Source organism: Shewanella olleyana (genome assembly GCF_023283825.1).
Lineage (GTDB): Bacteria > Pseudomonadota > Gammaproteobacteria > Enterobacterales > Shewanellaceae > Shewanella > Shewanella olleyana.
This window is the reverse complement of record NZ_JAKILD010000011.1, coordinates 31,827-52,560: the sequence shown is the minus strand read 5'-3', so window position 1 is coordinate 52,560 and position 20,734 is coordinate 31,827. Positions and strand designations below refer to the sequence as shown.

General features: G+C 38.1%; 16 protein-coding genes and 1 pseudogene. 3 read left to right on the top strand and 14 right to left on the bottom strand.

Going from position 1 to position 20,734, the window contains the following annotated elements:
* Position 1: 1 nt before the first annotated feature.
* Positions 2-436, bottom strand: coding sequence for an ATP-dependent zinc protease family protein (locus L2735_RS09600; RefSeq protein WP_248984489.1), 435 nt, complete (start codon positions 434-436; stop codon positions 2-4).
* 865 nt (positions 437-1,301) lie between these two features.
* Between L2735_RS09600 and L2735_RS09595 the strand changes: the two genes are divergently transcribed.
* The 3 genes from L2735_RS09595 (at position 1,302) to L2735_RS09585 (ending at position 5,141) form a co-directional block, all read left to right on the top strand.
* On the top strand, positions 1,302-1,973 hold the full coding sequence (locus L2735_RS09595) for a DUF2461 domain-containing protein (protein ID WP_248984488.1): 672 nt from the start codon (positions 1,302-1,304) through the stop codon (positions 1,971-1,973).
* A 236-nt stretch (positions 1,974-2,209) separates the two neighbouring features.
* Positions 2,210-3,580 carry a BamA/TamA family outer membrane protein gene (locus L2735_RS09590; RefSeq protein ID WP_248984487.1) on the top strand — a complete coding sequence of 457 codons (1,371 nt, stop codon included), beginning with the start codon at positions 2,210-2,212 and terminating at the stop codon, positions 3,578-3,580.
* Between the two features lie 181 nt (positions 3,581-3,761).
* A complete protein-coding gene (locus tag L2735_RS09585; protein ID WP_248984486.1) occupies positions 3,762-5,141 on the top strand; it encodes an RsmB/NOP family class I SAM-dependent RNA methyltransferase in 1,380 nt (459 codons plus the stop codon).
* Positions 5,142-5,168: 27 nt separating this feature from the next.
* Here the strand turns inward: L2735_RS09585 and rfbD are convergent, their stop codons facing one another.
* The 13 genes and pseudogenes from rfbD to L2735_RS09520 form a co-directional block, all read right to left on the bottom strand.
* On the bottom strand, positions 5,169-6,131 hold the full coding sequence (gene rfbD / locus L2735_RS09580) for a dTDP-4-dehydrorhamnose reductase (RefSeq protein WP_248984485.1): 963 nt from the start codon (positions 6,129-6,131) through the stop codon (positions 5,169-5,171).
* Positions 6,128-6,739, bottom strand: a complete 612-nt coding sequence (rfbC, locus tag L2735_RS09575; RefSeq protein WP_248984484.1) for a dTDP-4-dehydrorhamnose 3,5-epimerase — start codon at positions 6,737-6,739, stop codon at positions 6,128-6,130. The genes rfbD and rfbC overlap by 4 nt, the downstream gene beginning before the upstream one ends.
* Before the next feature lie 13 nt (positions 6,740-6,752).
* The gene (gene rfbA, locus L2735_RS09570; RefSeq protein ID WP_248984483.1) at positions 6,753-7,667 is read right to left on the bottom strand and encodes a glucose-1-phosphate thymidylyltransferase RfbA; all 915 of its coding nucleotides are present in this window, start codon (positions 7,665-7,667) and stop codon (positions 6,753-6,755) included.
* Positions 7,667-8,731 (bottom strand): dTDP-glucose 4,6-dehydratase, encoded by a 1,065-nt coding sequence (gene rfbB / locus L2735_RS09565; RefSeq protein WP_248984482.1) that lies wholly within the window; start codon positions 8,729-8,731, stop codon positions 7,667-7,669. Before rfbB ends, rfbA begins: the two co-directional genes overlap by 1 nt.
* Positions 8,732-8,903: 172 nt before the next feature.
* The gene (gene glmM, locus L2735_RS09560) at positions 8,904-10,259 is read right to left on the bottom strand and encodes a phosphoglucosamine mutase (protein ID WP_248984481.1); all 1,356 of its coding nucleotides are present in this window, start codon (positions 10,257-10,259) and stop codon (positions 8,904-8,906) included.
* Between the two features lie 180 nt (positions 10,260-10,439).
* Positions 10,440-11,451, bottom strand: a pseudogene (gene galE / locus L2735_RS09555) (UDP-glucose 4-epimerase GalE).
* A 78-nt stretch (positions 11,452-11,529) separates the two neighbouring features.
* Positions 11,530-13,461: a polysaccharide biosynthesis protein gene (locus tag L2735_RS09550; RefSeq protein WP_248984480.1), complete on the bottom strand. Its 1,932-nt coding sequence runs from the start codon at positions 13,459-13,461 to the stop codon at positions 11,530-11,532.
* Positions 13,462-13,571: 110 nt separating this feature from the next.
* The gene (locus tag L2735_RS09545) at positions 13,572-14,528 is read right to left on the bottom strand and encodes a DHH family phosphoesterase (RefSeq protein ID WP_248984479.1); all 957 of its coding nucleotides are present in this window, start codon (positions 14,526-14,528) and stop codon (positions 13,572-13,574) included.
* Between the two features lie 4 nt (positions 14,529-14,532).
* Positions 14,533-15,180, bottom strand: a complete 648-nt coding sequence (cysC, locus tag L2735_RS09540) for an adenylyl-sulfate kinase (protein ID WP_248984478.1) — start codon at positions 15,178-15,180, stop codon at positions 14,533-14,535.
* A gap of 22 nt (positions 15,181-15,202) precedes the next feature.
* Positions 15,203-16,930, bottom strand: a complete 1,728-nt coding sequence (locus tag L2735_RS09535; RefSeq protein WP_248984567.1) for an SLC13 family permease — start codon at positions 16,928-16,930, stop codon at positions 15,203-15,205.
* An 89-nt stretch (positions 16,931-17,019) separates the two neighbouring features.
* Complete coding sequence (gene cysN / locus L2735_RS09530) at positions 17,020-18,426, bottom strand: sulfate adenylyltransferase subunit CysN (RefSeq protein WP_248984477.1); 1,407 nt, start codon at positions 18,424-18,426, stop codon at positions 17,020-17,022.
* Between the two features lie 96 nt (positions 18,427-18,522).
* Positions 18,523-19,431 carry a sulfate adenylyltransferase subunit CysD gene (cysD, locus tag L2735_RS09525; protein ID WP_248984476.1) on the bottom strand — a complete coding sequence of 303 codons (909 nt, stop codon included), beginning with the start codon at positions 19,429-19,431 and terminating at the stop codon, positions 18,523-18,525.
* 134 nt (positions 19,432-19,565) lie between these two features.
* The gene (locus L2735_RS09520) at positions 19,566-20,732 is read right to left on the bottom strand and encodes a nucleotide sugar dehydrogenase (RefSeq protein ID WP_248984475.1); all 1,167 of its coding nucleotides are present in this window, start codon (positions 20,730-20,732) and stop codon (positions 19,566-19,568) included.
* Between the last annotated feature and the right edge of the window lie 2 nt (positions 20,733-20,734).

Sequence of the window (20,734 nt, the reverse complement as noted above, 5' to 3'; positions counted from 1 at the left end):
TTTAATGAACTCCTGTTAAATGTGCTGCTGATGAATCAACTAAATAGCGCCCAGCTAACGCTCTACGTCCAAGTAACATTCTAAATTGCATGTTGTCGCGTTGAGTAAGTGTCACTTCAATATCAAATTGGTCCTCGCCAATGATAATCGGCGTTTTAACCACGTAACGGTTAGTAATATGTCCACCTGAATCTTTTACATGACGGCGATCAAATACTTCAAATTCACAAACTAACTCTCTTTCACTGTCTTGTTCTGGATGCATCCATACTTTAATCCAGTCTTCGTCACCTTTAATGAATGGCTTAATCCTGAAAGCATGTAAACATGACGTTTTAGCACCGGTGTCGATTTTCATATTAATCCGTTCATTGCCAAGTTCAGGAAACCTTGCCCATTCACACCAACCAACAACTTTTAATGTATTCTTTGTCATGTTTAAGCCTTTACAAAACCTTAGTTAATTTTTAAAGCGTTATACCCAAACAACCTGAAGATGCTCGATTTCAGCAAGAATTTACACGCGTTTAGGCAAGGCATTGATTGCGGGTAATGGTTATTCCCTTTTCAAAATCAATAACGCAGCATAAACGCGTGTAAAACTTGCCCTCAGGGAGTTTCACCGTGTTCCCACTACGTTGTTGCGCTAATTTATAAGGTACCTACATTACCGCATTAACGCGCCTAGTATTGAAAACACGGTGAAGCTCTGAAACACGTATCTTCAAGTTGTTTGGGTATAAATATTGAGATATGAACAAACTTTATATGGATACCTAGACAGTATCATAGCCATATAAAGTATCAAATTTAACCAAACTGACGAATTTTTAGGTTAGCAACAAGTTAATAACCTAACCTCAGTCAATTTGGAAGCGCATAATACTCCTAAAGTTTAAAAATACTACAAAAAAAACATCCGATATAAAAAAAAACCATTCACAACAGTAAGCAAGCTGAGATTAGATATATTTCGAAACACCTAAAAACAACAAACAACTTGAGACATAACAGGCAAAAACATCAAAGTAAATTAATATTGACGTTTTAACACACAGTATCATATGACATTAGTAGAAGTATTAATGCAGAATATAATTCAACCACTGAAGCTTGTAATACTTTTAAAGTCAGACGCGTTTTAGCGCGGTTAAATTCAGCGTATCGCTGACGCCTCAACATCATCACAGGTCAAGCTTTGCTTAAATAGACTTGATTAACAAAGAACTGTATTCCTAAAAATATCGTAAATTAGTGACTTTTTATGGCACACTTTAACTTCATCTTTTTTAGGATTTGTTATGTACTCTCAGCAAAGCTTTGACTTTTTAACCCTACTTGCCAATAACAATGATCGAGAATGGTTTAAGGCCAATCAGCAAGATTATGAAGATAAAGTCAGAACCCCGACTTTGAAATTTATTGAGGCCATGCAAGGGCCTATTCTAAATTTATCCCCTCGCCTAACTGCCGTTCCTAAAAAAGTGGGTGGTAGCATGATGCGACCACAACGCGACAGCCGTTTCAGTAAAGATAAAAGCCCTTACAAATTAAACGTTGGTATTCAGTTTAGACATTTTCAAGGGAAAGATGTCCACGCTCCTGGGCTATACTTACACTTAGCCAATGATAGCTGTTTTCTTGCTGCGGGGATCTGGCACCCTGAATCTAAAGCCTTAAATGCCATTCGACACTGTATTGATGAAAACCCAAACGGCTACAAAAAAGCATTATTAGCATTAGATAAAGCGGGATTTGAATTATCAGGCGATAGTCTTATTCGACCTCCACGGGGCTTTGATAAAGACCATCCGCTGATTGATGAATTAAAGCGCAAAGATTTTATTGCTATAAAACCCATTAGTATTGAACAAGTCTGTGATAATGGCTTTGTTGATTACTGCGCTAAAGAATTTGAGAAAACGTCTCTGTTAATGGGTTATCTTTGTTTTGCGCTAGATTTAGATTTTTAATCATTTTTTGTCTTTGATTACTCCTCAAATACCATTTAACAAACTGATAAAACGCTAACTCGATAGTTAGCGTTTCCAACAGCTCATTTCAAAGTTCTTCAGTCACTGTTCTATAGGCACGAAATTCATTTAATACCTGTACCTTTTCGCACTAACAATCTATATTATTTAATAAAACACAAACAAATCAACAACAAACCTTTCCTTTGAACCCCATGTAATAACAGGGATCGCTAATGATGAATAAACGCCACTGCACTCGTTTTGTAAAATCAATAAATGGTTCGAATACATTAGCCAACGCCTTATCAGTCATAGTCGTGTCAGCTGCTTTATTACTATTTAGTCATTCTTCTATAGCCGCTTCAGCTAATGTAAAGTCTGCCGTTAATCGCTCAGAGACTCCTGATACGGGTGCAGAGAAGCTCCTGCTACCTTACATTTTCAGCACAGACTCTATGGGAGTTAACTTAGGCTTAGGCGCAATGGCCAGTGGTTATTACCAAGATCAAATGACAGTGGGTGGAACTGTCTATGGTGGAGATGTCAGTTATGGCGCAGGAGGCGGTATTTGGAATTACCAGCTTCCGTCAACCGAGAGATTCTTTGTCAGTTTAGTTGGATTCATGGGCTATTATCCACAGCAAAAAGCTTATGCATCAGGCGGGGATTATATCCCTCAAGGCACGCCGAGACCTGGCAGTAATTACTCCTCAAATGAGCAGTTTCTTCAAGCTGATGGCTCATCAAATTGGTGGGATATTAAACTCGAATACGCTTTACCCATTGGAGCCACAAGAGATAAAGGCCGAGTCAACTATGAACTAACCGCAGGTTTACTAACCTCAGAGCCATCTGGTGGCAAAGTATGGAACCCACTTGAGTCCGGCGCAACCGTTGCAGTCTTGAAACAATTTAACCGTTATGAAAGCTACGAATTTGATGATGAAGAACTCGATGGCGCAGTGCATGCCATCGAATTAGGGCTTCTGTACGATAATACAGACTTTTCCATTAACCCAAGCTATGGCAGTAAACAGTATATCTCAGTCTCACACGATGCTGGTTGGCTTGAGTCTGATCATTCTTGGACATTTTTCGAATTTGAAGCCAGCAAGTACTTCTCATTTGGTGAATCAACCTATGCTTCACAACGTATTTTAGCGGTAAACTTTTGGACGGGTTATTCGCCCTCTTGGGAATTAGAGTACGATGACCAAGGTGGGAGCAAGGCTAATAATAATCCACCTCATAGTGAAGGGGCAAATTTAGGTGGCTTCTACCGTATGCGAGGATTTGATAGTCATCGCTTCCACGATAAAGCTGCAATTTACGGCACTGCGGAGTATCGCTATACGCTAAAATATAATCCCATAGCAGATGTAAACTGGCTTAAATTCTTACGCCTTGATTGGTTCCAATTAGTCGGCTTTGTTGAAGCAGGTAGAGTTGGTGAGTCATATACGGCAGAGGAGTTACTCACGGATATGAAATACGATTATGGGGTATCACTTAGAGCATTAACAGCAGGGATTGTGGTGCGTTTTGATGTGGCTCAGTCTGATGAGAATACCAATGCTTGGGTTATGGTCGACCATCCTTTTTAATCAAACTTTAACTAGCCACTTTAAACAGATCTCTTTAAAGCAAAGCATGTTTAGTAGAAGAGTTCATACGAGCGGTGATACTTATTCAACCCCATTTAAAGACATGGTAAACTGCAGCTCAATTAATTTCGCGTTACCAAAAGCTTTCAATACGCTTTGGTAACCACAGTTAGAGTCAAAGATGCAGCCAGTAAATCATTCCCAAATACAAGCTACAACACCCGCAGAAAAAAGAGCTCTGAGCTATTCGAGTACCATTAAAAAACTCTTTGATGAAGTGTTAGACACTAAAATGCCTGCGGACAGAATTGTAGCTAATTACTTTAGGGAACATAAAAAGCATGGCTCGAAAGACCGCCGCGTAATTCGCGAAACCTTATTTGGATTATTTCGTTGGTGGGGCTGGTTTAAGCAGTTAGGTTCGCAACATGACGAACAAACTTGGTTTAAAATGCTAAGTAGTTGCGCCCTATTAGAGCAACATAACTGGCAGCAATTTGCTGAAGCTTGGCAAGGTTTTGCGGGTTTTCGCAATGAGCAACTTCAAACCATTGCAGATTTCATTGCTCAAGCTAATCCTACTATAGAAGAAACAAAGACGTTATCTGTCTGCAATAGAAATCAGCTAATGAATCAACTATTTGCTGATATTGAATTTAAAGAACAGCAACTAGTACCAGATTGGTTCTGGGATGTTTGCCCGATTGAAGATATCGCTCAACAAATTGAGCTAATCGAAGCGATGAGTTCACGTCCACCGATTTGGGCGCGTGTGCAAAAGTACGATACCCACAAAGCGATTAACGAGTTACAACAAGCGCAAATTGACGCAAGTGTAAGTGGTTACTTCGACGATGCGATAAGCCTTGGCAGTAAAAGTATCAATTTAAATGAAGTAAAACTTTATAAAAATGGTCAACTTGAGATCCAAGATTTAGCTTCACAAGTGATTGGTAATGTCTGTCAGCCCAAAGCGGATGAAAATTGGTGGGATACCTGTAGCGGTGCAGGCGGTAAAACCTTACAGCTTCGCTCAAAACAATTTCAAGACGCTAAAGGCTCAAAGTCAGCTGGTAGCATCATCTCATCAGATATTCGCTCGAAAGCTCTTGAAGAGTTAAATAAGCGTGCTAAAAGAGCTGGCTTTGACAACATCTCAATTGCACGCTGGAAAAGTGATGAACTGCCAGTTGATAAAAATAGCTTTGATGGCGTATTAGTCGATGCACCTTGCAGCTGTACCGGCACATGGCGCAGAAACCCAGATATGCGCTGGATTGATGACAGAAGCTGTGTCGATGACAAACCAGCGCTTCAGTTAGATATCCTCACCCGAAGTGCCAAAGCAGTTAAATCGGGAGCAACGCTTGTTTATGCAACCTGCTCATTATCACCTCTTGAAAATGAAGAGGTCGTTACGCAATTTTTAGCAACTAATACTGAATTTGAACTTGTAGTGAGCACTCACCCTTTTACCAAAGAGCAAAGCAAGCACATCACTGTTTGGCCTTATGAAGCCAACAGCGATGGAATGTATGTTGCGAGAATGGTAAAGCGCTAGAGCTAAATTTAGAGTTAAAAGTTCAAATTAGAGCTTTTGAACAAGTCGCTTTAAAGAACCTGACCAATTGGGGGATTTAATTCCCCAAGTGTCATTGATTTTTTGACAATTCAATACTGAGTATTTAGGTCTTACCGCTTGATTTTCAATTGTTATTTTAGCTTGGTCTTGATTGGGTATTTTAGCTTGACTTGTTATTTGAACTTGATTGCGAGCAGCAAATTCTTCTGAAGAAATAGCAACTACTTTAGGTTTTAACGTAATTTTAGAATGAACAACGGCTTCATCTAAAATTTGATGAGTTAATTCATACCAAGTCATTGCTGTATCACCACAGTAATGAAATGTCCCCCACTCTTTTTGCCCTTTAGCTATAGATATTATTAAGCTGCAAATTGCTTCAGCTAAATCACTGGCATAAGTAGGACAACCAACTTGATCATCTATAATGGTTAGCTGCGGGTGCTGCTTGGATAATCGTAGAACTGTATTGAAAAAGTTATGTCCACGCTCACTAATAAGCCAGGAAGTACGGATAATAAGATACTTAGCTAACGTTTTTCTGATTAATTCCTCGCCCTGGAGTTTTGACTGTCCATAAGTATTGATTGCATCAGTTTTATCATCTTCTAAATAAGGCACACTAGCCTGACCATCAAACACGTAATCCGTTGAAATATGGATAAGTGGAATATCTGCCTCACTGGCAACTATCGCTAAATTAGCCGCGCCGTGTGCATTTACCTGCATACACAAAGCAGTTTCTGTTTGAGCAAGCTCAACGTTCGTGTAGGCAGCAGCATTTACAATAATGTCGGGGTGGTTTTTATTAACAAACTCTGAAATTGATGCCAACTGGCATATATCAACATCTGACTTTGTTGTGGCAATAAAATTAAGCAACTGCCCTTTTGGTGCAAGTTCATTATCATTGAACTCAATGATACTCTTACCTAGCTGACCAGCGGCTCCAACTAACCAAACCTTCACTGTTCGGACTCTCGATTATTTATATTGCTTATATTTATATGACTAATATCTTTATGACGAACCTGTAACTCCTCAAGCTTTAAATCCTTTAATTTCAAACCCAGCTGGTCTTTTTCAGATAAAATCGGAGATTTAACTGGCCAACCAATCGCCAAGTCAGAATCATTCCAAAGTAAGGATGCTTCGTGTTGAGGCGCGTAATAATCAGTGCATTTATATTCCACGTCAGCAAGCTCAGATAATGTAACAAAGCCATGAGCAAAGCCTTCAGGTATCCAAACTTGGCGCTTATTTTCTGCTGATAACTCAACTCCAATCCACTTGCCAAAGTTTTCTGAGTCCCTGCGTAGATCTACTGCGACATCAAAGATACTTCCACTAATGATGCTGATGAGTTTTCCTTGAGGTTGTTGTCTTTGAAAGTGAAGTCCTCTTAAAACCCCTTGTTTAGATTGAGATACATTACTTTGCACAAAAGGCTTTGGGATATTTAACGCTTTTTGGTAGCGTTCAGCTTGGAAGCTTTCATAGAAAAAACCTCTGTCATCATTAAATACTTGCGGCTCAATAATTTTGACATCTGCCAGTGATGTTTCAATGATTTTCATGCTGTTACTGGTTTTATGGCTTTTCATATGAATGACTTTGTTCTTGTGCGATTAGCATTAGATAATCTCCATAAGCCGTTTGTTTATGGCGCTGAGCTTGCAGCTTAAGTTGCGTCACATCAATCCATTGATTGATAAATGCAATTTCCTCTAAACAGGCTACTTTAAGACCTTGGCGCTTCTCAACTGTTTGCACAAAGTGACTTGCCTCTAATAATGAGTCATGGGTACCCGTATCTAACCAAGCAAAACCTCGGCCCAGTATCTCAACATTCAGCTGCTTTCGATTAAGATATGCCAAATTCACATCAGTTATTTCTAACTCACCTCTTATAGAAGGTTTCAGGGATTTAGCGATATCAATCACTTCATTATCGTAAAAGTATAATCCAGTGACAACATGGTTTGATTTAGGCTTTAAGGGCTTTTCTTCGATATCGATGACTTGTCCATCATTATTAAAATCGATTACCCCAAAATGTTCAGGTTCACTCACTCTGTATCCGAATATGGTGGCACCAGACTGTTTCGACACCGCCTTTTTGAGTTGTTCACTAAAGCTTTGTCCGTAGAAAACATTATCTCCAAGCACAAGCGCAACATTACTATCACCGATAAATGATTCACCAATTAAGAATGCTTGAGCCAGACCATCGGGTGAGGCTTGTTTTTCATAACTAATCTTAATCCCAAATTGCTCGCCATTACCCAGTAAGCGTTTAAAATTTGCAAGATCTTCAGGGCTTGAAATGATTAATACATCCTGAATACCCGCTAACATCAGAACTGATAACGGATAGTAAATCATTGGTTTATCATAAACAGGTAACAGCTGTTTAGAGGTGCCAAAAGTAATAGGATAAAGTCGGCTACCACTGCCACCAGCGAGAATAATACCTTTATATAGCGATGATTTAGCTTGTGTCATTACTCTGGGTTCACTCTGTCAAATGGCTTCAATTGATAACCGTTATCTATGATATTTTGACACCAGTCTAGATTAGCTAAATACCATTGCACAGTTTTTCGTAAGCCCGATTTAAAGGACTCTGTAGGTTGCCAACCAAGCTCTGTTTGTATTTTAGTGATATCAATTGCATAACGAACATCATGCCCAGGTCTATCGGTCACAAAAGTAATCAACTCGGTATATGATTTATGCTTCCCTTTACTTGGCGCCAATTCATCTAATAACTTGCAAACTTGGCGGACGACATCAAGGTTTGTTACCTGATTCTGCCCACCAATATTATACACTTCGCCAACTTTCCCATGAGTGAGAAGCTTAACTAATCCACGCGCATGATCTTCCACATGTAACCAATCTCTAATTTGTAAGCCATCACCATAAACAGGCAAAGGTTTACCAGCCAGGGCATTTAAAATCATATGTGGTATGAGCTTTTCAGGGAATTGAAACTGGCCATAATTATTCGAGCAATGACTCATCACAACGGGTAAACCATAGGTTCGATGCCATGCATTGACTAAGTGGTCAGAGGAAGCTTTTGAAGCTGAATAAGGTGAACTTGGCTTATAGGGAGTTAACTCATTAAATGCCGGTTCACCTTGGCCTAAATCACCATACACTTCATCAGTGGAGATATGAATAAACCGGAATTTGGGTTTATTCTCTGCATCTAAAGAAAGCCAATAGTCTTTTGCAACTTCGAGTAACTTAAATGTTCCTACGATATTAGTTTCAATAAAATCAGCAGGACCTTCAATAGAACGGTCAACATGACTTTCAGCCGCTAAATGCATCACTGCTGTTGGCTTATATTCCGAAAAAATACGCTGCAGAGTATCCGAATCACAAATACTGCCATGAACAAAATGGTAGCGAGGATTTGCTTCAACACTTGTTAAAGATGCTTGATTACCTGAATAGGTTAATGCATCTAAATTCACCACAGATTCATTGGTATTGTTTAAAATATAATGAATCAAATTAGCGCCAATGAAACCTGCACCGCCGGTGATTAAAAGCATAGTTGTCCTATTTGAAAGGGAATGACTGAATATCTGAACAAAGAATTATATCAAAGAAAACAACAATGCCAGCGTATATTACGCTGGCATTGATAATTTGATTTAGGATTAATTTTTAACTTAGTTTAAGCTCAGTTTAAACTGATTTTTAAACCTAGCTTTAACCTAACGATTAACCCGCAAGTTTTACAGCATCTGCGATGCTTTGCGCCTGAGTTTGAGTCATCTCTGCACAAGTTGATTCAACCATCACGCGAATTAATGGCTCAGTCCCAGACTTACGTAATAAAACTCGGCCTCTATCACCCATAAATTCTTCTGCAGCCACAACCGCTTGCTGAACAGAATCAGAAGCAATAATGTTATCGGCATTGTCAGCATTTAAGCGAACATTGATCAGTACCTGAGGCAGTTTTGTCATACCAGATTTAACATCTGCTAAGCTTTTACCTGACTCAATTACCGCATCAAGCACTTGCAGTGATGCAACAACACCATCGCCTGTAGTGGTGTGTTTTAAGCTTAAAATATGGCCTGAACCTTCGCCGCCCAACTGCCAGCCTGTCTCTTTTAATTGTTCAACCACATATCGATCACCGACTTTAGCGCGAACAAAAGGGATATCCATCTCTTTAAGGGCTAATTCAAGGCCTAAATTAGACATCAGTGTACCTACCACGCCACCTTGTAACTCACCTTTAGCTTGTGCAGCTTGAGCCAAAATAAATAGGATTTCATCACCATCAACGGCATGACCGTTATGATCAACAAACAATACTCTATCGGCATCACCGTCTAAGGCAATACCAAGGTCTGCTTCGTGAACCATAACAGCAGTTTGCAGGCTGTCTAAGTGGGTCGCACCACAACGTTCGTTAATATTCAGCCCATCAGGCTTGTCATTAATGCTAATCACTTCAGCACCAAGCTCAGCATAAACGTCTTTAGCGATGTGATAAGCCGCGCCATTGGCTGAATCAACCACAATTTTAAGGCCTGTCAATGACTTATATTTATCAAATGTGCCTTTACAAAACTCAATGTAACGACCTGCGGCATCAGATATACGGCGCACCTTGCCCAATTTATCAGAATCAACACATGTCATCGCACCATGGTTAATTGCTTGATCAAGTAGATGCTCAATCTCTAACTCTTGAGCATCATTTAATTTAGTGCCCGAGTTTGAAAATAACTTAATACCATTATCATAATAAGGATTATGAGAAGCACTGATCACCACGCCTGCATCAGCTCTAAACGTCGATGTTAAATAGGCAATAGCAGGTGTAGGCATAGGGCCAACAAGCGCACAGTTAATACCTGCCGCAGAAAAGCCTGCTTGCATCGCAGTTTCAAGCATATAACCACTAATACGAGTATCTTTACCAATAATCACTTCTTTAGTACCTGCTGATGCTAAAACGGTTCCAGCAGCCCAACCTAATTTCATTGCGAAAGACGGATTAATAGGGAAGTCACCTACTTTACCGCGCACACCATCGGTGCCAAAATACTTACGAGACATTACTACTCCATTAATTAAACCTATTTAACAAACAATACGTATTTCTAGCTCAAATTATACTGAAATCAGCTTTTAAAATTTATTTAGTTAAATTAATTAAAAACTATCATTTTAAAGTTAAAATAAACACTAGTCTTAACTAAAAAACAAATAAGTTGATTAAAAAATCTTAGGGGATGTTTAGCTATAACCATGTGGATTCATAGATTGCCACTTCCAGCTACTATTGACCATATCTTCTAGATTATGAGTAGCAGCCCAACCTAATTCAGCTTTCGCTTTTGACGGATCTGCATAACAAGCACCAATATCACCAGCTCGGCGAGCAACAATCTCGTAATTTATATTTCTCAGTGAGGCTTGTTCAAACGCTTGTACCATATCTAAAACACTATAACCTACTCCGGTACCTAAGTTATAAGTGACAAAACCACTGTTTAACTTTAGCTTCTCTAGCGCTTTTAGATGCCCTAAAGCCAGATCTACCACATGGATGTAATCTCTTACACCCGTGCCATCTTTGGTTTCATAATCATTACCAAATACCATTAACTTTTCTCTTTTGCCAATAGCAACTTGAGAAATAAACGGCATTAAATTATTTGGAATATCGTTGGGGTCTTCACCAATTAAGCCACTTTCATGTGCGCCGACCGGATTAAAATACCTCAAACAAGCAATATTCCAGTTAGGATCAGACTGCGACAAATCAGCAAGTATATGCTCAACTATTAGCTTCGACTGACCATAAGGGTTTGTGGCTGAAGTAGGGAATGATTCAACAATAGGTAAGCTGGCCGGGTCACCGTAAACCGAAGCAGAAGAGCTAAATACCAGATTTTTTTACCGCAAACTGTGCCATGACTTCACAAAGCAAAATCGTACCTGTGACATTATTCGTGTAATAAGTCAGTGGCTGTATAACTGACTCACCAACAGCTTTTAAACCAGCAAAGTGAATAACTGAATCAATATTATTTTCGGTAAACAATTTAACCAACAAAGCTTTATCTAAAATATCACCTTTATAAAACTTAACCGCCTTACCTGTGATATTTTTTACTCTATTTAAACTTTCAAGACTTGAATTGGAGAGATTATCTAGAACAATCACATTCGCAGCAGAATTCAAAAGTTCTACGATAGTGTGGCTACCTATATAACCAGCCCCTCCAGTAACCAAAACAGTCATTATTATTCCTTAACTAATTGTTAAATGCTTTTACTTATAAAGCATTAATTAACAGCATCAAAAATAGACTTTATTTAACTAGCCAAGTTTAATCACATTTTTAAAATCAGAGTCTAAAGAGTTTTTTTGCTGATAAACTAAGTCACAAATACCATCTGTAGGGTTAAATCCAGTTGGCGTTTTTAATAAAATCTCACGGATTTCTTCATGATTAAACTCATGACAAGCTGTATCTAAGCAGTCAAGGATAATTGAATATTCAGACCAGTCTAGATTGATCTCATTCGCAGTCATAATCCTTTCATGTTCTGTACCAGTCACATCATCACCAATCAATAACTCTTCATAAAGCTTTTCTCCTGGACGTAGGCCAGAGAAGTCGATTGAAATATCACCATCTAAATTTGTACTATTTTTGATTTCTAAACCACTCAAATGAATCATTTTGGTGGCTAAATCAACTATTTTTACAGGTTCGCCCATATCTAAAACAAACACATCTCCACCTTTACCCATAGCTCCAGCTTGAATAACTAACTGAGAAGCTTCCGGAATCGTCATAAAAAAACGAGTGATATCTGGGTGAGTAACAGTCAGAGGACCACCATTGGCAATTTGATTTCTGAACAGTGGTACAACAGATCCAGAGGAGCCTAAAACATTACCAAACCTAACCATACAAAAACGCGTATCATGTTTTTCTTTAGCAAAGGCCTGAAGCACTAACTCAGCCATTCTCTTGGTTGTGCCCATTACGTTTGTAGGGCGCACTGCTTTATCTGTCGAAATTAATACAAAAGTTTCAACTTTTGCATTAATAGCCGCTCTCGCGGTGTATAGGGTACCAAAGACGTTATTACGAACTCCCTCTACTACATTATGTTCAACTAAAGGGACATGTTTATAGGCGGCCGCATGGTAAACCGTCTGCACCTTAAAAGCTTCCATTATGGCTGTAACTCTATTTTCTTTTTGAACTGAGCCAATCATAGGGATAACTTCAACTTCAATTCCTAGTGAAGTTTTTAACGCTAAAAGTTCACGTTCAATTGTGTATAAACCATATTCAGATAATTCAAAAAGGACTAACTTTTTAGGAGATTGTTTAAAAATTTGTCTACACAATTCTGAACCTATAGAGCCACCAGCACCAGTAACCATTACAACTTTATCTTTGATATTAGCTTTTAAGAGATCATCACGAGGAGCAACCGAATCACGACCAAGTAAGTCATCAATTCCTACCTCTTTTATATCACTGAATAATTTTTTTCCATTGACTAGATCTGCCATAGCAGGAATTGTCATCACTTGAACTGCTAAAGGCTCTAATGTTGACAGTATTTCATGCCTACGAGAGCGACTAGCACTAGGTAACGCTAAAAGCACTTTTGTGGCTGACTTTTGTTGTACTAACTTTCGAATTATGGAAGGCGAATGAACATGGATTCCTGAAATAACAGTGCCATGTAAAGACTCATCGTCATCTACATAGGCATAAGGGTAATATTCATGACTTTGCATTAAAGATGTCATCAATTGTCTACCGCTGACACCTGCTCCATAAATTATGACTGGCTCACCTTGTTTTTTAGTACCCGTTCCAATCGCTGAACGAAATAAAGACCGAGTTCCACCCGTCAATACTAAAATAAATGAAAAGTAGATTATTGGAACAGTTCTAGGCAAGTCTGTATTGGTAAAATAAGCAAGAATAACCAATGAAAAAGTCGATATAGCTGCACCTAGTAAAACGGCTGTAAGTGCCTGTATACCTAGGTATCTTAAAACAGCCCTATAAAGTCCTAATTTGATAAATGTTATAAGAGTTATTGGAGTTATTAAACTAATTAATAACCAGTTATTCAAGTTAGAAAAAATACTAACATCATCAACCCTGACAAAAAAAGCAGCCCAAAAAGCAACTAAGATGAAAGAGCAATCAATAGCCAAGCTAATCAGACGCTTTTGAAACCTAGGAAGCCTAAATATATTGTTTAAAAAGTCCATTTACTGGCTCCGAAATAATACTTAGTTGAAATAAATACAAAGTTGAAATATTACTTAAAATATATAAATAAATGCTATTCAAGAAAACTTAACATGTTGTGATGAAATTTTTATGAATAATATAATTCTACAGCTTTGATAAAGTCTTTTATGTGACCCTTAGGGAGTTTATTCACACCTGCTGCAGCAGACCGCCCTCCACCTGTTGCAAACTGACTGCAAATATCACCCGCCCCTTGTTTATTATTTAAAGGAGCCCGTAATGAAACAGTGTAAGAACCATCATTATTATCGGTTAGTACTGCATGCGCCCGACTTGGTGCTTCATTGGCTAGGTAATTACCATATACACCGCTGATCCTTTTAGCCCAAGTGGTGTTTGGCAATTCAAATACTGCTATTTTGTTATCGTCTACACTTGCGTCAATAGCTTTAGCATTTTCAAAATCTTTGTCATATGCAGACTTTAAAACATAATAAGGTGAGTTAAGATCCTTGATAACTTCAAATGGGCAAGGATATTTTAAAAGAGCCCTATATAAATCTGCCGGATGAAAATGTAAATCAGTGACATTGGCACCATAGCCATTGTAATTGATAAGGGTTCCTAGCTCTTTTAACTGCTCAGATTGCTGCGAAGATAAGCCTTCAAGCTCACACAATTCATTTGCTTTAGCAAAAAGGTTGTCGCCAAATGCAGCCGTTATTGCCCAATTGCGAAATTTCCCTTTGAGTACTTCGTCAACAATTAATGAGGTGCAGCAGTTAGCATCAAGGTTTATATGCGCATCTAAATTGGTGTGACGGGGAATATCACCGCTTCGATGATGATCTGCATAGAAAATATTAACACCATTTTCTAGCAATGCTTGTAAAGGTTCAATGTTCTTCTCCATAGAGATATCAAGCACAGTAACATTATCCCCTTTGTTAGCCTCAACTTGCTTTAAAAGTTCAATATCACGTTTAACCCCGGTGATTAAAGTACTCGACTTGTTGTCCGCTAAACGCAACTGAATTAAAGCAATAATACCATCAGCGTCGCCATTAAATACATCAAAGTTCATCTGATTATTGTCCTTCAACAATATATTGGTTAGCGATTAAATAGTCGATGACTTGCTTAGCGCAAGCTTCTATATCCTTTTCAGCAGTTTTAACATGCACCTCTGGATTTAAAGGAACATCATATGAAGAGTCGATTCCGGTAAAGTTTTTTATCTCGCCAGCACGGGCTTTCTTGTATAAACCTTTAGGGTCCCGTTGCTCACATACCGCTATTGGAGTATCAATAAATACTTCAATAAACTGACCTTTAGTTAACTGCGTGCGAACCATCTCTCTATCTTTGTGGAAAGGAGATATAAATGCAGTGCTCACAATTAGTCCTGCATCAACGAATAATTTAGAGACTTCACCAATTCTACGAATATTTTCAATTCTATCCGCATCTGAAAAGCTTAAATCACCATTCAAACCGTGGCGAACATTGTCACCGTCGAGCACGTAAGTTTTACAGTTTAAATCATGAAGCATTTTATCAACGGCATTGGCTACAGTTGATTTACCAGAACCGCTTAAGCCTGTGAACCATAAAACAGCAGGCTTATGGCCATTTTTATTTATTCTATCCGAAGCACTCACACTAGCGTTATGCCAAACAACATCAGATGATTTCTCACCTTGAACATCGACTTCTTTATACGGGGTATGAGACATGAGAATCCTTTATAAAGCCTATTTAAAATGGAAAAAAGATCGGCACTGTAATAATAACAATTGCGCCATACGTCAAACTGACTGGCAAGCCAACCTTCACAAAATCTTTTAATTTATATTGACCAGCGTTAAAAACCATCAAGTTAGTTTGATACCCATAAGGACTAATAAAGCTGCCACTCGCTGCAAAAGCCACAGTCATCACAAAAGGTAATATATCGACACCAAACCCTAAGGCTAAACTATATGCAATTGGAAACATTAACGCAGCTGCTGCGTTATTAGTAACAAGCTCAGTCATTAGCCAGGTTAAAAGATATATTAGAATTAAAGCAATATAGGCATGTTCTTTATCAACACTGTGGTTAACAAAATCCCCCATGTACTCCACTACTCCAGCATTAACCAAAGCATGAGAAAGTAAAATTGCAGATGATACAATTAACCATATATCTACAGGAAACCGCCGCATAATTTCATTGACATTAACTGAACGACTAAAAAGCAAACCACCAAGTAATATAACAAGACCTTCCAACAAGTCGATCATACCGAAGGCAGCTAAAGCTATCGTAAGTATAAATCCACCTACTGATAACCAAGCTTTCCAACCATTAAGGCGCTTCTCAGTTTCAACCCCTGTCAAAACAATAAAGTTTTTACTAATATTTCGTCGTGACTTAAAGTCATCACCAGCAGCCAAAACCAAAAAGTCACCAGCCTTGATCTCAATATCACCCAACTTACCAGAAACTTGCTCACCATCTCTTCTAATAGCAACAACAGCAGCATCAAAGAGTGCTCTGAAACCAACATTTTTTAATGTTTTTCTCACTAAAATACTTTCTTGTCGGACAACAACTTCGGTTAAATTTGAATCTTTTAAGTCATTGGTATGGGCAAACGTCTCTAAACCAGAAAATTGACTCAATTGCCCAACTTTGGTGATATCTCCACTAAAAATCAGTCGGTCGTTTTGCTGAAGAATTTCAGTGGGAGATACGGGGCTGATTAAGTGGCCGTCTCTTACAACTTCTACAAGAAATAACGACTCTAAGTGGCGTAAACCGTTATCTTCTACAGAACGGTGTATTAGTTCAGAGTTTTCAACAATTTTGGCATCGATAAAGTAACCTTCTCTACCATCCACTTGATGCTCGTTTTCAGGTAAAAATCTTACAGAAAGTGCTAATACCAAACCACAACCAACAACCAATATGATGCCTATTGCGGAGAATGAAAAGAACTCTAGAGAATGGCCTTCTGCATCAATGAATAAGCTATTTACTATTAAGTTCGTCGAAGTACCAATAAGAGTCAGGGTTCCCCCTAAAATGGCAGCATAAGAAAGGGGTAATAGTAATTTGCTAGCAAAATGATGAGGGTTATTACGTATAGGCGATAAAAGAGTGGCAACGACAGCAGTATTATTTAGCAATGCTGAGCACGCTGTTGTCACAGCAAATAAACGTAAAAAAGTTGCTTTATAGCCAACAAGAATGACTTTTGATGCAATTATTCGCAGCAATTTAGTTTTTTCTAAAGCAAAGGAACAAACGATGAGCAAAATAAGTGTAATAAGGCCTGGGTTAGCGATACTTGATAATAACTGAGACTTAGTCACTAACCCACTTGCTACTAGCGATAACAAGGTCACACCAAAAACAGCAGCTGGCCTATTTTGAAACTTTAACAGCCCTATAATAGTGAATAAGAAAATCGTTATCGTTAAATACGCGTCTATGGACATAAAATCTTCAAAATAAATTGATGGAAACAAAAAGGCTGCAAGCATCATTAATTGCATAGCAGCCCTTTGAAGTGAACACCTTAGATTGGTTAACCTATCACTTTAGCGCCCCAATGTGGGAAGTGTTTTCTTACTAATGCATTAAATTCCACTTCAAATTCTGAATACTCAGAACCCTTCGTTGACTCTTTACCAGAAATCTCATTTCTTATCATGCCGGCGCCAACAGTGACATTAGTTAAACGGTCTATAATGATAAAAGCACCAGTTGAACGATTAGTACCATAAGCATCAAATTGAACAGGTTCATTGACAGCAAAATTACAGCTACCCATCTCGTTTAACTCAAGCTGAGTTGCAGCTGAAACTTCAAGGGTATTCACATCAACGCGATGGTTTACAGCCTCAACATAACCGTAAACAGATTTGCTACCCACTTTAATCGCATATTCACGATCAACGTGTAGTGCTTCTTCTGTCATCCATACAACGTCAGCTTCAAAATGGCTAGCTGAAGATGTTAGCTCATGAGGTCTAACTAGCATATCGCCGCGGCTGATATCAATTTCATCTTCAAGAGTGATAGTAATTGCCATACCAGCTGAAGCTTTTTCGATATTACCGTCAAAGGTCACAATAGACTTAACCCTGCTTTCTTTACCTGATGGTAAGGTTTTTACGGTATCACCGACGCGAATGTCACCTGAAGCGATCGTGCCGCAGAAGCCTCTGAAATCAAGGTTAGGACGATTCACATACTGAACTTGCATTCTAAATGCACTCGATACATCACGGTTAATGGTAACCGTGTTCAGTAACTTCATCATGGTAGAACCGGGATACCAAGTCATATTTTCACTTTCGTTTACGACATTATCACCTTTTAACGCGGAGATAGGGACAAAACGAACATCTTCAAAAGACAAATCTTCTGCAAATTCACGGTATTCTTTTTTAATATTTTGATAAACACTTTGCTCGTAATCAACAGCATCCATTTTGTTAATTGCAATAATTACGTGCTTAATACCTAGCTGAGAACAAATGAAACTATGACGGCGAGTTTGAACTTGAACACCGTGACGAGCATCAATCAGGATAATGGCTAAATCAGCAGTTGAAGCACCAGTTGCCATGTTACGCGTATATTGTTCATGACCAGGAGTATCAGCGATAATGAACTTGCGTTGCTCCGTTGCAAAATAACGATAAGCAACATCAATGGTAATACCTTGCTCACGTTCTGACTGCAAGCCATCTACTAATAAAGCTAAGTCAAAAGAGTCGTCAGTGGTATTAAATCGTTTAGAGTCTTTTTCAATTGCAGCCATCTGATCTTCAAAAATCATTTTGCTATCAAACAACAATCTACCAATTAACGTTGATTTACCATCGTCCACACTGCCGCAGGTTAAGATACGGAGCATGTCTTTATTTTCATGAACTTTTAAATATGCTTCAATGTCAGAAGCAATAAGAGACGTACTGTTAGACATCAATCTTTCCTTAAATTTTGATCGTTTTTCGCAACTATAGTTGCTTAAAAGTAGTTAAAGCTTTTATTACTAAGCAAGGGAAGTATGGATTTAAGATTAAAAGTAACCTTCCATCTTTTTCTTCTCCATCGAACCTGCTGAGTCGTTATCAATAACTCGACCTTGACGCTCTGATGTTGTACATAAAAGCATTTCTTGAATAATTTCAGGTAAGGTTTGTGCAACAGAGTCGACAGCACCAGTTAGTGGGTAACAGCCAAGTGTTCTAAAACGAACCATTTTTTGTTCTGCTGTTTCGCCTTCTTTCAGCTCCATACGATCGTCATCTACCATGATTAACGTACCATCTCTTTCTACTACAGGACGCTCTTTAGCAAAATATAGTGAAGGAATTTCTATACCCTCAAGGTAAATATACTGCCAGATATCTAACTCAGTCCAATTCGATAACGGGAACACACGAATACTTTCACCTTTATCTACTTTACTGTTGTATATATTCCAAAGCTCAGGACGTTGGTTTTTAGGATCCCAGCGATGCTTATTGTCACGGAATGAATAAACACGTTCTTTAGCACGCGACTTTTCTTCGTCACGGCGTGCACCACCAAAAGCGGCATCAAAACCATGCATATCCAAAGCTTGCTTCAAGCCTTCCGTTTTCATGATATCGGTGTGCTTAGCGCTACCATGTGTGAAAGGGCTGATATTCATCTCCATTCCACGTGGGTTTTTATGCACAATTAAGTCAAAATCGTATTTCTCAGCCATTTGATCTCTAAACTGGATCATTTCTTGAAATTTCCAGTTTGTATCTACATGCATAAGTGGGAAAGGAATTTTACCTGGGTAAAAGGCTTTACGCGCTAAATGCAGTAATACTGACGAATCTTTACCAACAGAGTAAAGCATTACAGGATTATCAAATTCTGCAGCAACTTCACGCATGATATGAATTGACTCAGCCTCGAGTGCTCTTAAGTGCGTTAATCTATCTTCTTTCATGAAAATCTAATCCTATTAATTTAGAGCCATTTCAAATACTGTATTTAAATACAAGCAACTTCCAAATATATAAACATTATACGTAACAATGTTTAAATCGACTTATATTTATAATTAATAAATAAGAACAAAATTTAATCTTTTGAAAATAAGTCTCTTGTGTAAACCTTATCTTTAACATCCAAAATCTCATCAACTAACCTATTTGATATAATAACATCAGATTGTTGTTTAAAATCAGCTAAAGACTCTATCACTTTAGAGTTGTAAAAAGACTTCTCTTTAAGCACTGGCTCATACACAACGACTTTTATTCCTTTAGCCTTAATTCTTTTCATTATACCTTGAATAGAGGATGCACGAAAATTATCTGAACCCGTTTTCATAATGAGTCTGTATACACCAACACAGTTGGGATTTTTTTTCAAAATAGACTCTGCGATGAAATCTTTTCGTGTGGTATTAGAATCAACTATTGCACTAATTATATTATTAGGTACGTCTTTATAATTTGCTCTAAGTTGTTTGGTATCTTTAGGCAAACAATAGCCACCATAACCAAAAGAAGGGTTATTATAATGTTCACCAATTCTTGGGTCTAAGCATACACCTTCGATGATTTGACGAGAATTTAAACCATGAGACTCTGCGTAAGAATCAAGTTCATTAAAATAAGCTACACGAAGGGCTAAATATGTATTTGAAAATAATTTAATCCCTTCAGCTTCAGTACTATCAGTATATAAAACTTTAATATTTTCTTTTAATGCACCTTGTGTTAACAGCTCTGCAAATATTCGTGCTCTTTCACTTTGCTCTCCGACAATAATTCTAGAAGGATATAAATTGTCATATAATGCACTCCCTTCACGTAAAAACTCAGGAGAAAAAATTAAATTGCTGCATTTTAACTCTTCGCTTATTCTAGCCGTAAAGCCAACCGGTACCGTTGATTTAATGATCATTACAGCATTCTTGTTGATACTCATTACTTCTTTAATGACACTCTCAACTGACGAGGTATTAAAGTAATTAGTTTGCGGATCATAATCAGTAGGTGTAGCGATAATCACATATTCAGCATTAACATAAGCTTCATTCTTATCTAATGTAGCCCGGAATGAAATGTCATCTCTTTTTAAAAAGTCCGAAATCCCACTATCTACTATTGGTGAAATACGATTATTCAACAAACTGACTTTTTCTTCCAAAATATCGACAGCAATAACGTCATTATTTTGAGCTAATAACATTGAATTTGATAAACCTACGTATCCAGTTCCTGCAATTGCTATTTTCATAA

Coding starts and splice junctions, on each gene's coding strand:
- L2735_RS09600 (WP_248984489.1), bottom strand. CDS start 436: ATGACAAAGAATACATTAAAAGTTGTTGGTTGGTGTGAATGGGCAAGG.
- L2735_RS09595 (WP_248984488.1), top strand. CDS start 1,302: ATGTACTCTCAGCAAAGCTTTGACTTTTTAACCCTACTTGCCAATAAC.
- L2735_RS09590 (WP_248984487.1), top strand. CDS start 2,210: ATGATGAATAAACGCCACTGCACTCGTTTTGTAAAATCAATAAATGGT.
- L2735_RS09585 (WP_248984486.1), top strand. CDS start 3,762: ATGCAGCCAGTAAATCATTCCCAAATACAAGCTACAACACCCGCAGAA.
- rfbC (WP_248984484.1), bottom strand. CDS start 6,739: ATGAAAATCATTGAAACATCACTGGCAGATGTCAAAATTATTGAGCCG.
- rfbA (WP_248984483.1), bottom strand. CDS start 7,667: ATGACACAAGCTAAATCATCGCTATATAAAGGTATTATTCTCGCTGGT.
- rfbB (WP_248984482.1), bottom strand. CDS start 8,731: ATGCTTTTAATCACCGGCGGTGCAGGTTTCATTGGCGCTAATTTGATT.
- glmM (WP_248984481.1), bottom strand. CDS start 10,259: ATGTCTCGTAAGTATTTTGGCACCGATGGTGTGCGCGGTAAAGTAGGT.
- L2735_RS09550 (WP_248984480.1), bottom strand. CDS start 13,461: ATGGACTTTTTAAACAATATATTTAGGCTTCCTAGGTTTCAAAAGCGT.
- L2735_RS09545 (WP_248984479.1), bottom strand. CDS start 14,528: ATGAACTTTGATGTATTTAATGGCGACGCTGATGGTATTATTGCTTTA.
- cysC (WP_248984478.1), bottom strand. CDS start 15,180: ATGTCTCATACCCCGTATAAAGAAGTCGATGTTCAAGGTGAGAAATCA.
- L2735_RS09535 (WP_248984567.1), bottom strand. CDS start 16,930: ATGTCCATAGACGCGTATTTAACGATAACGATTTTCTTATTCACTATT.
- cysN (WP_248984477.1), bottom strand. CDS start 18,426: ATGTCTAACAGTACGTCTCTTATTGCTTCTGACATTGAAGCATATTTA.
- cysD (WP_248984476.1), bottom strand. CDS start 19,431: ATGAAAGAAGATAGATTAACGCACTTAAGAGCACTCGAGGCTGAGTCA.
- L2735_RS09520 (WP_248984475.1), bottom strand. CDS start 20,732: ATGAAAATAGCAATTGCAGGAACTGGATACGTAGGTTTATCAAATTCA.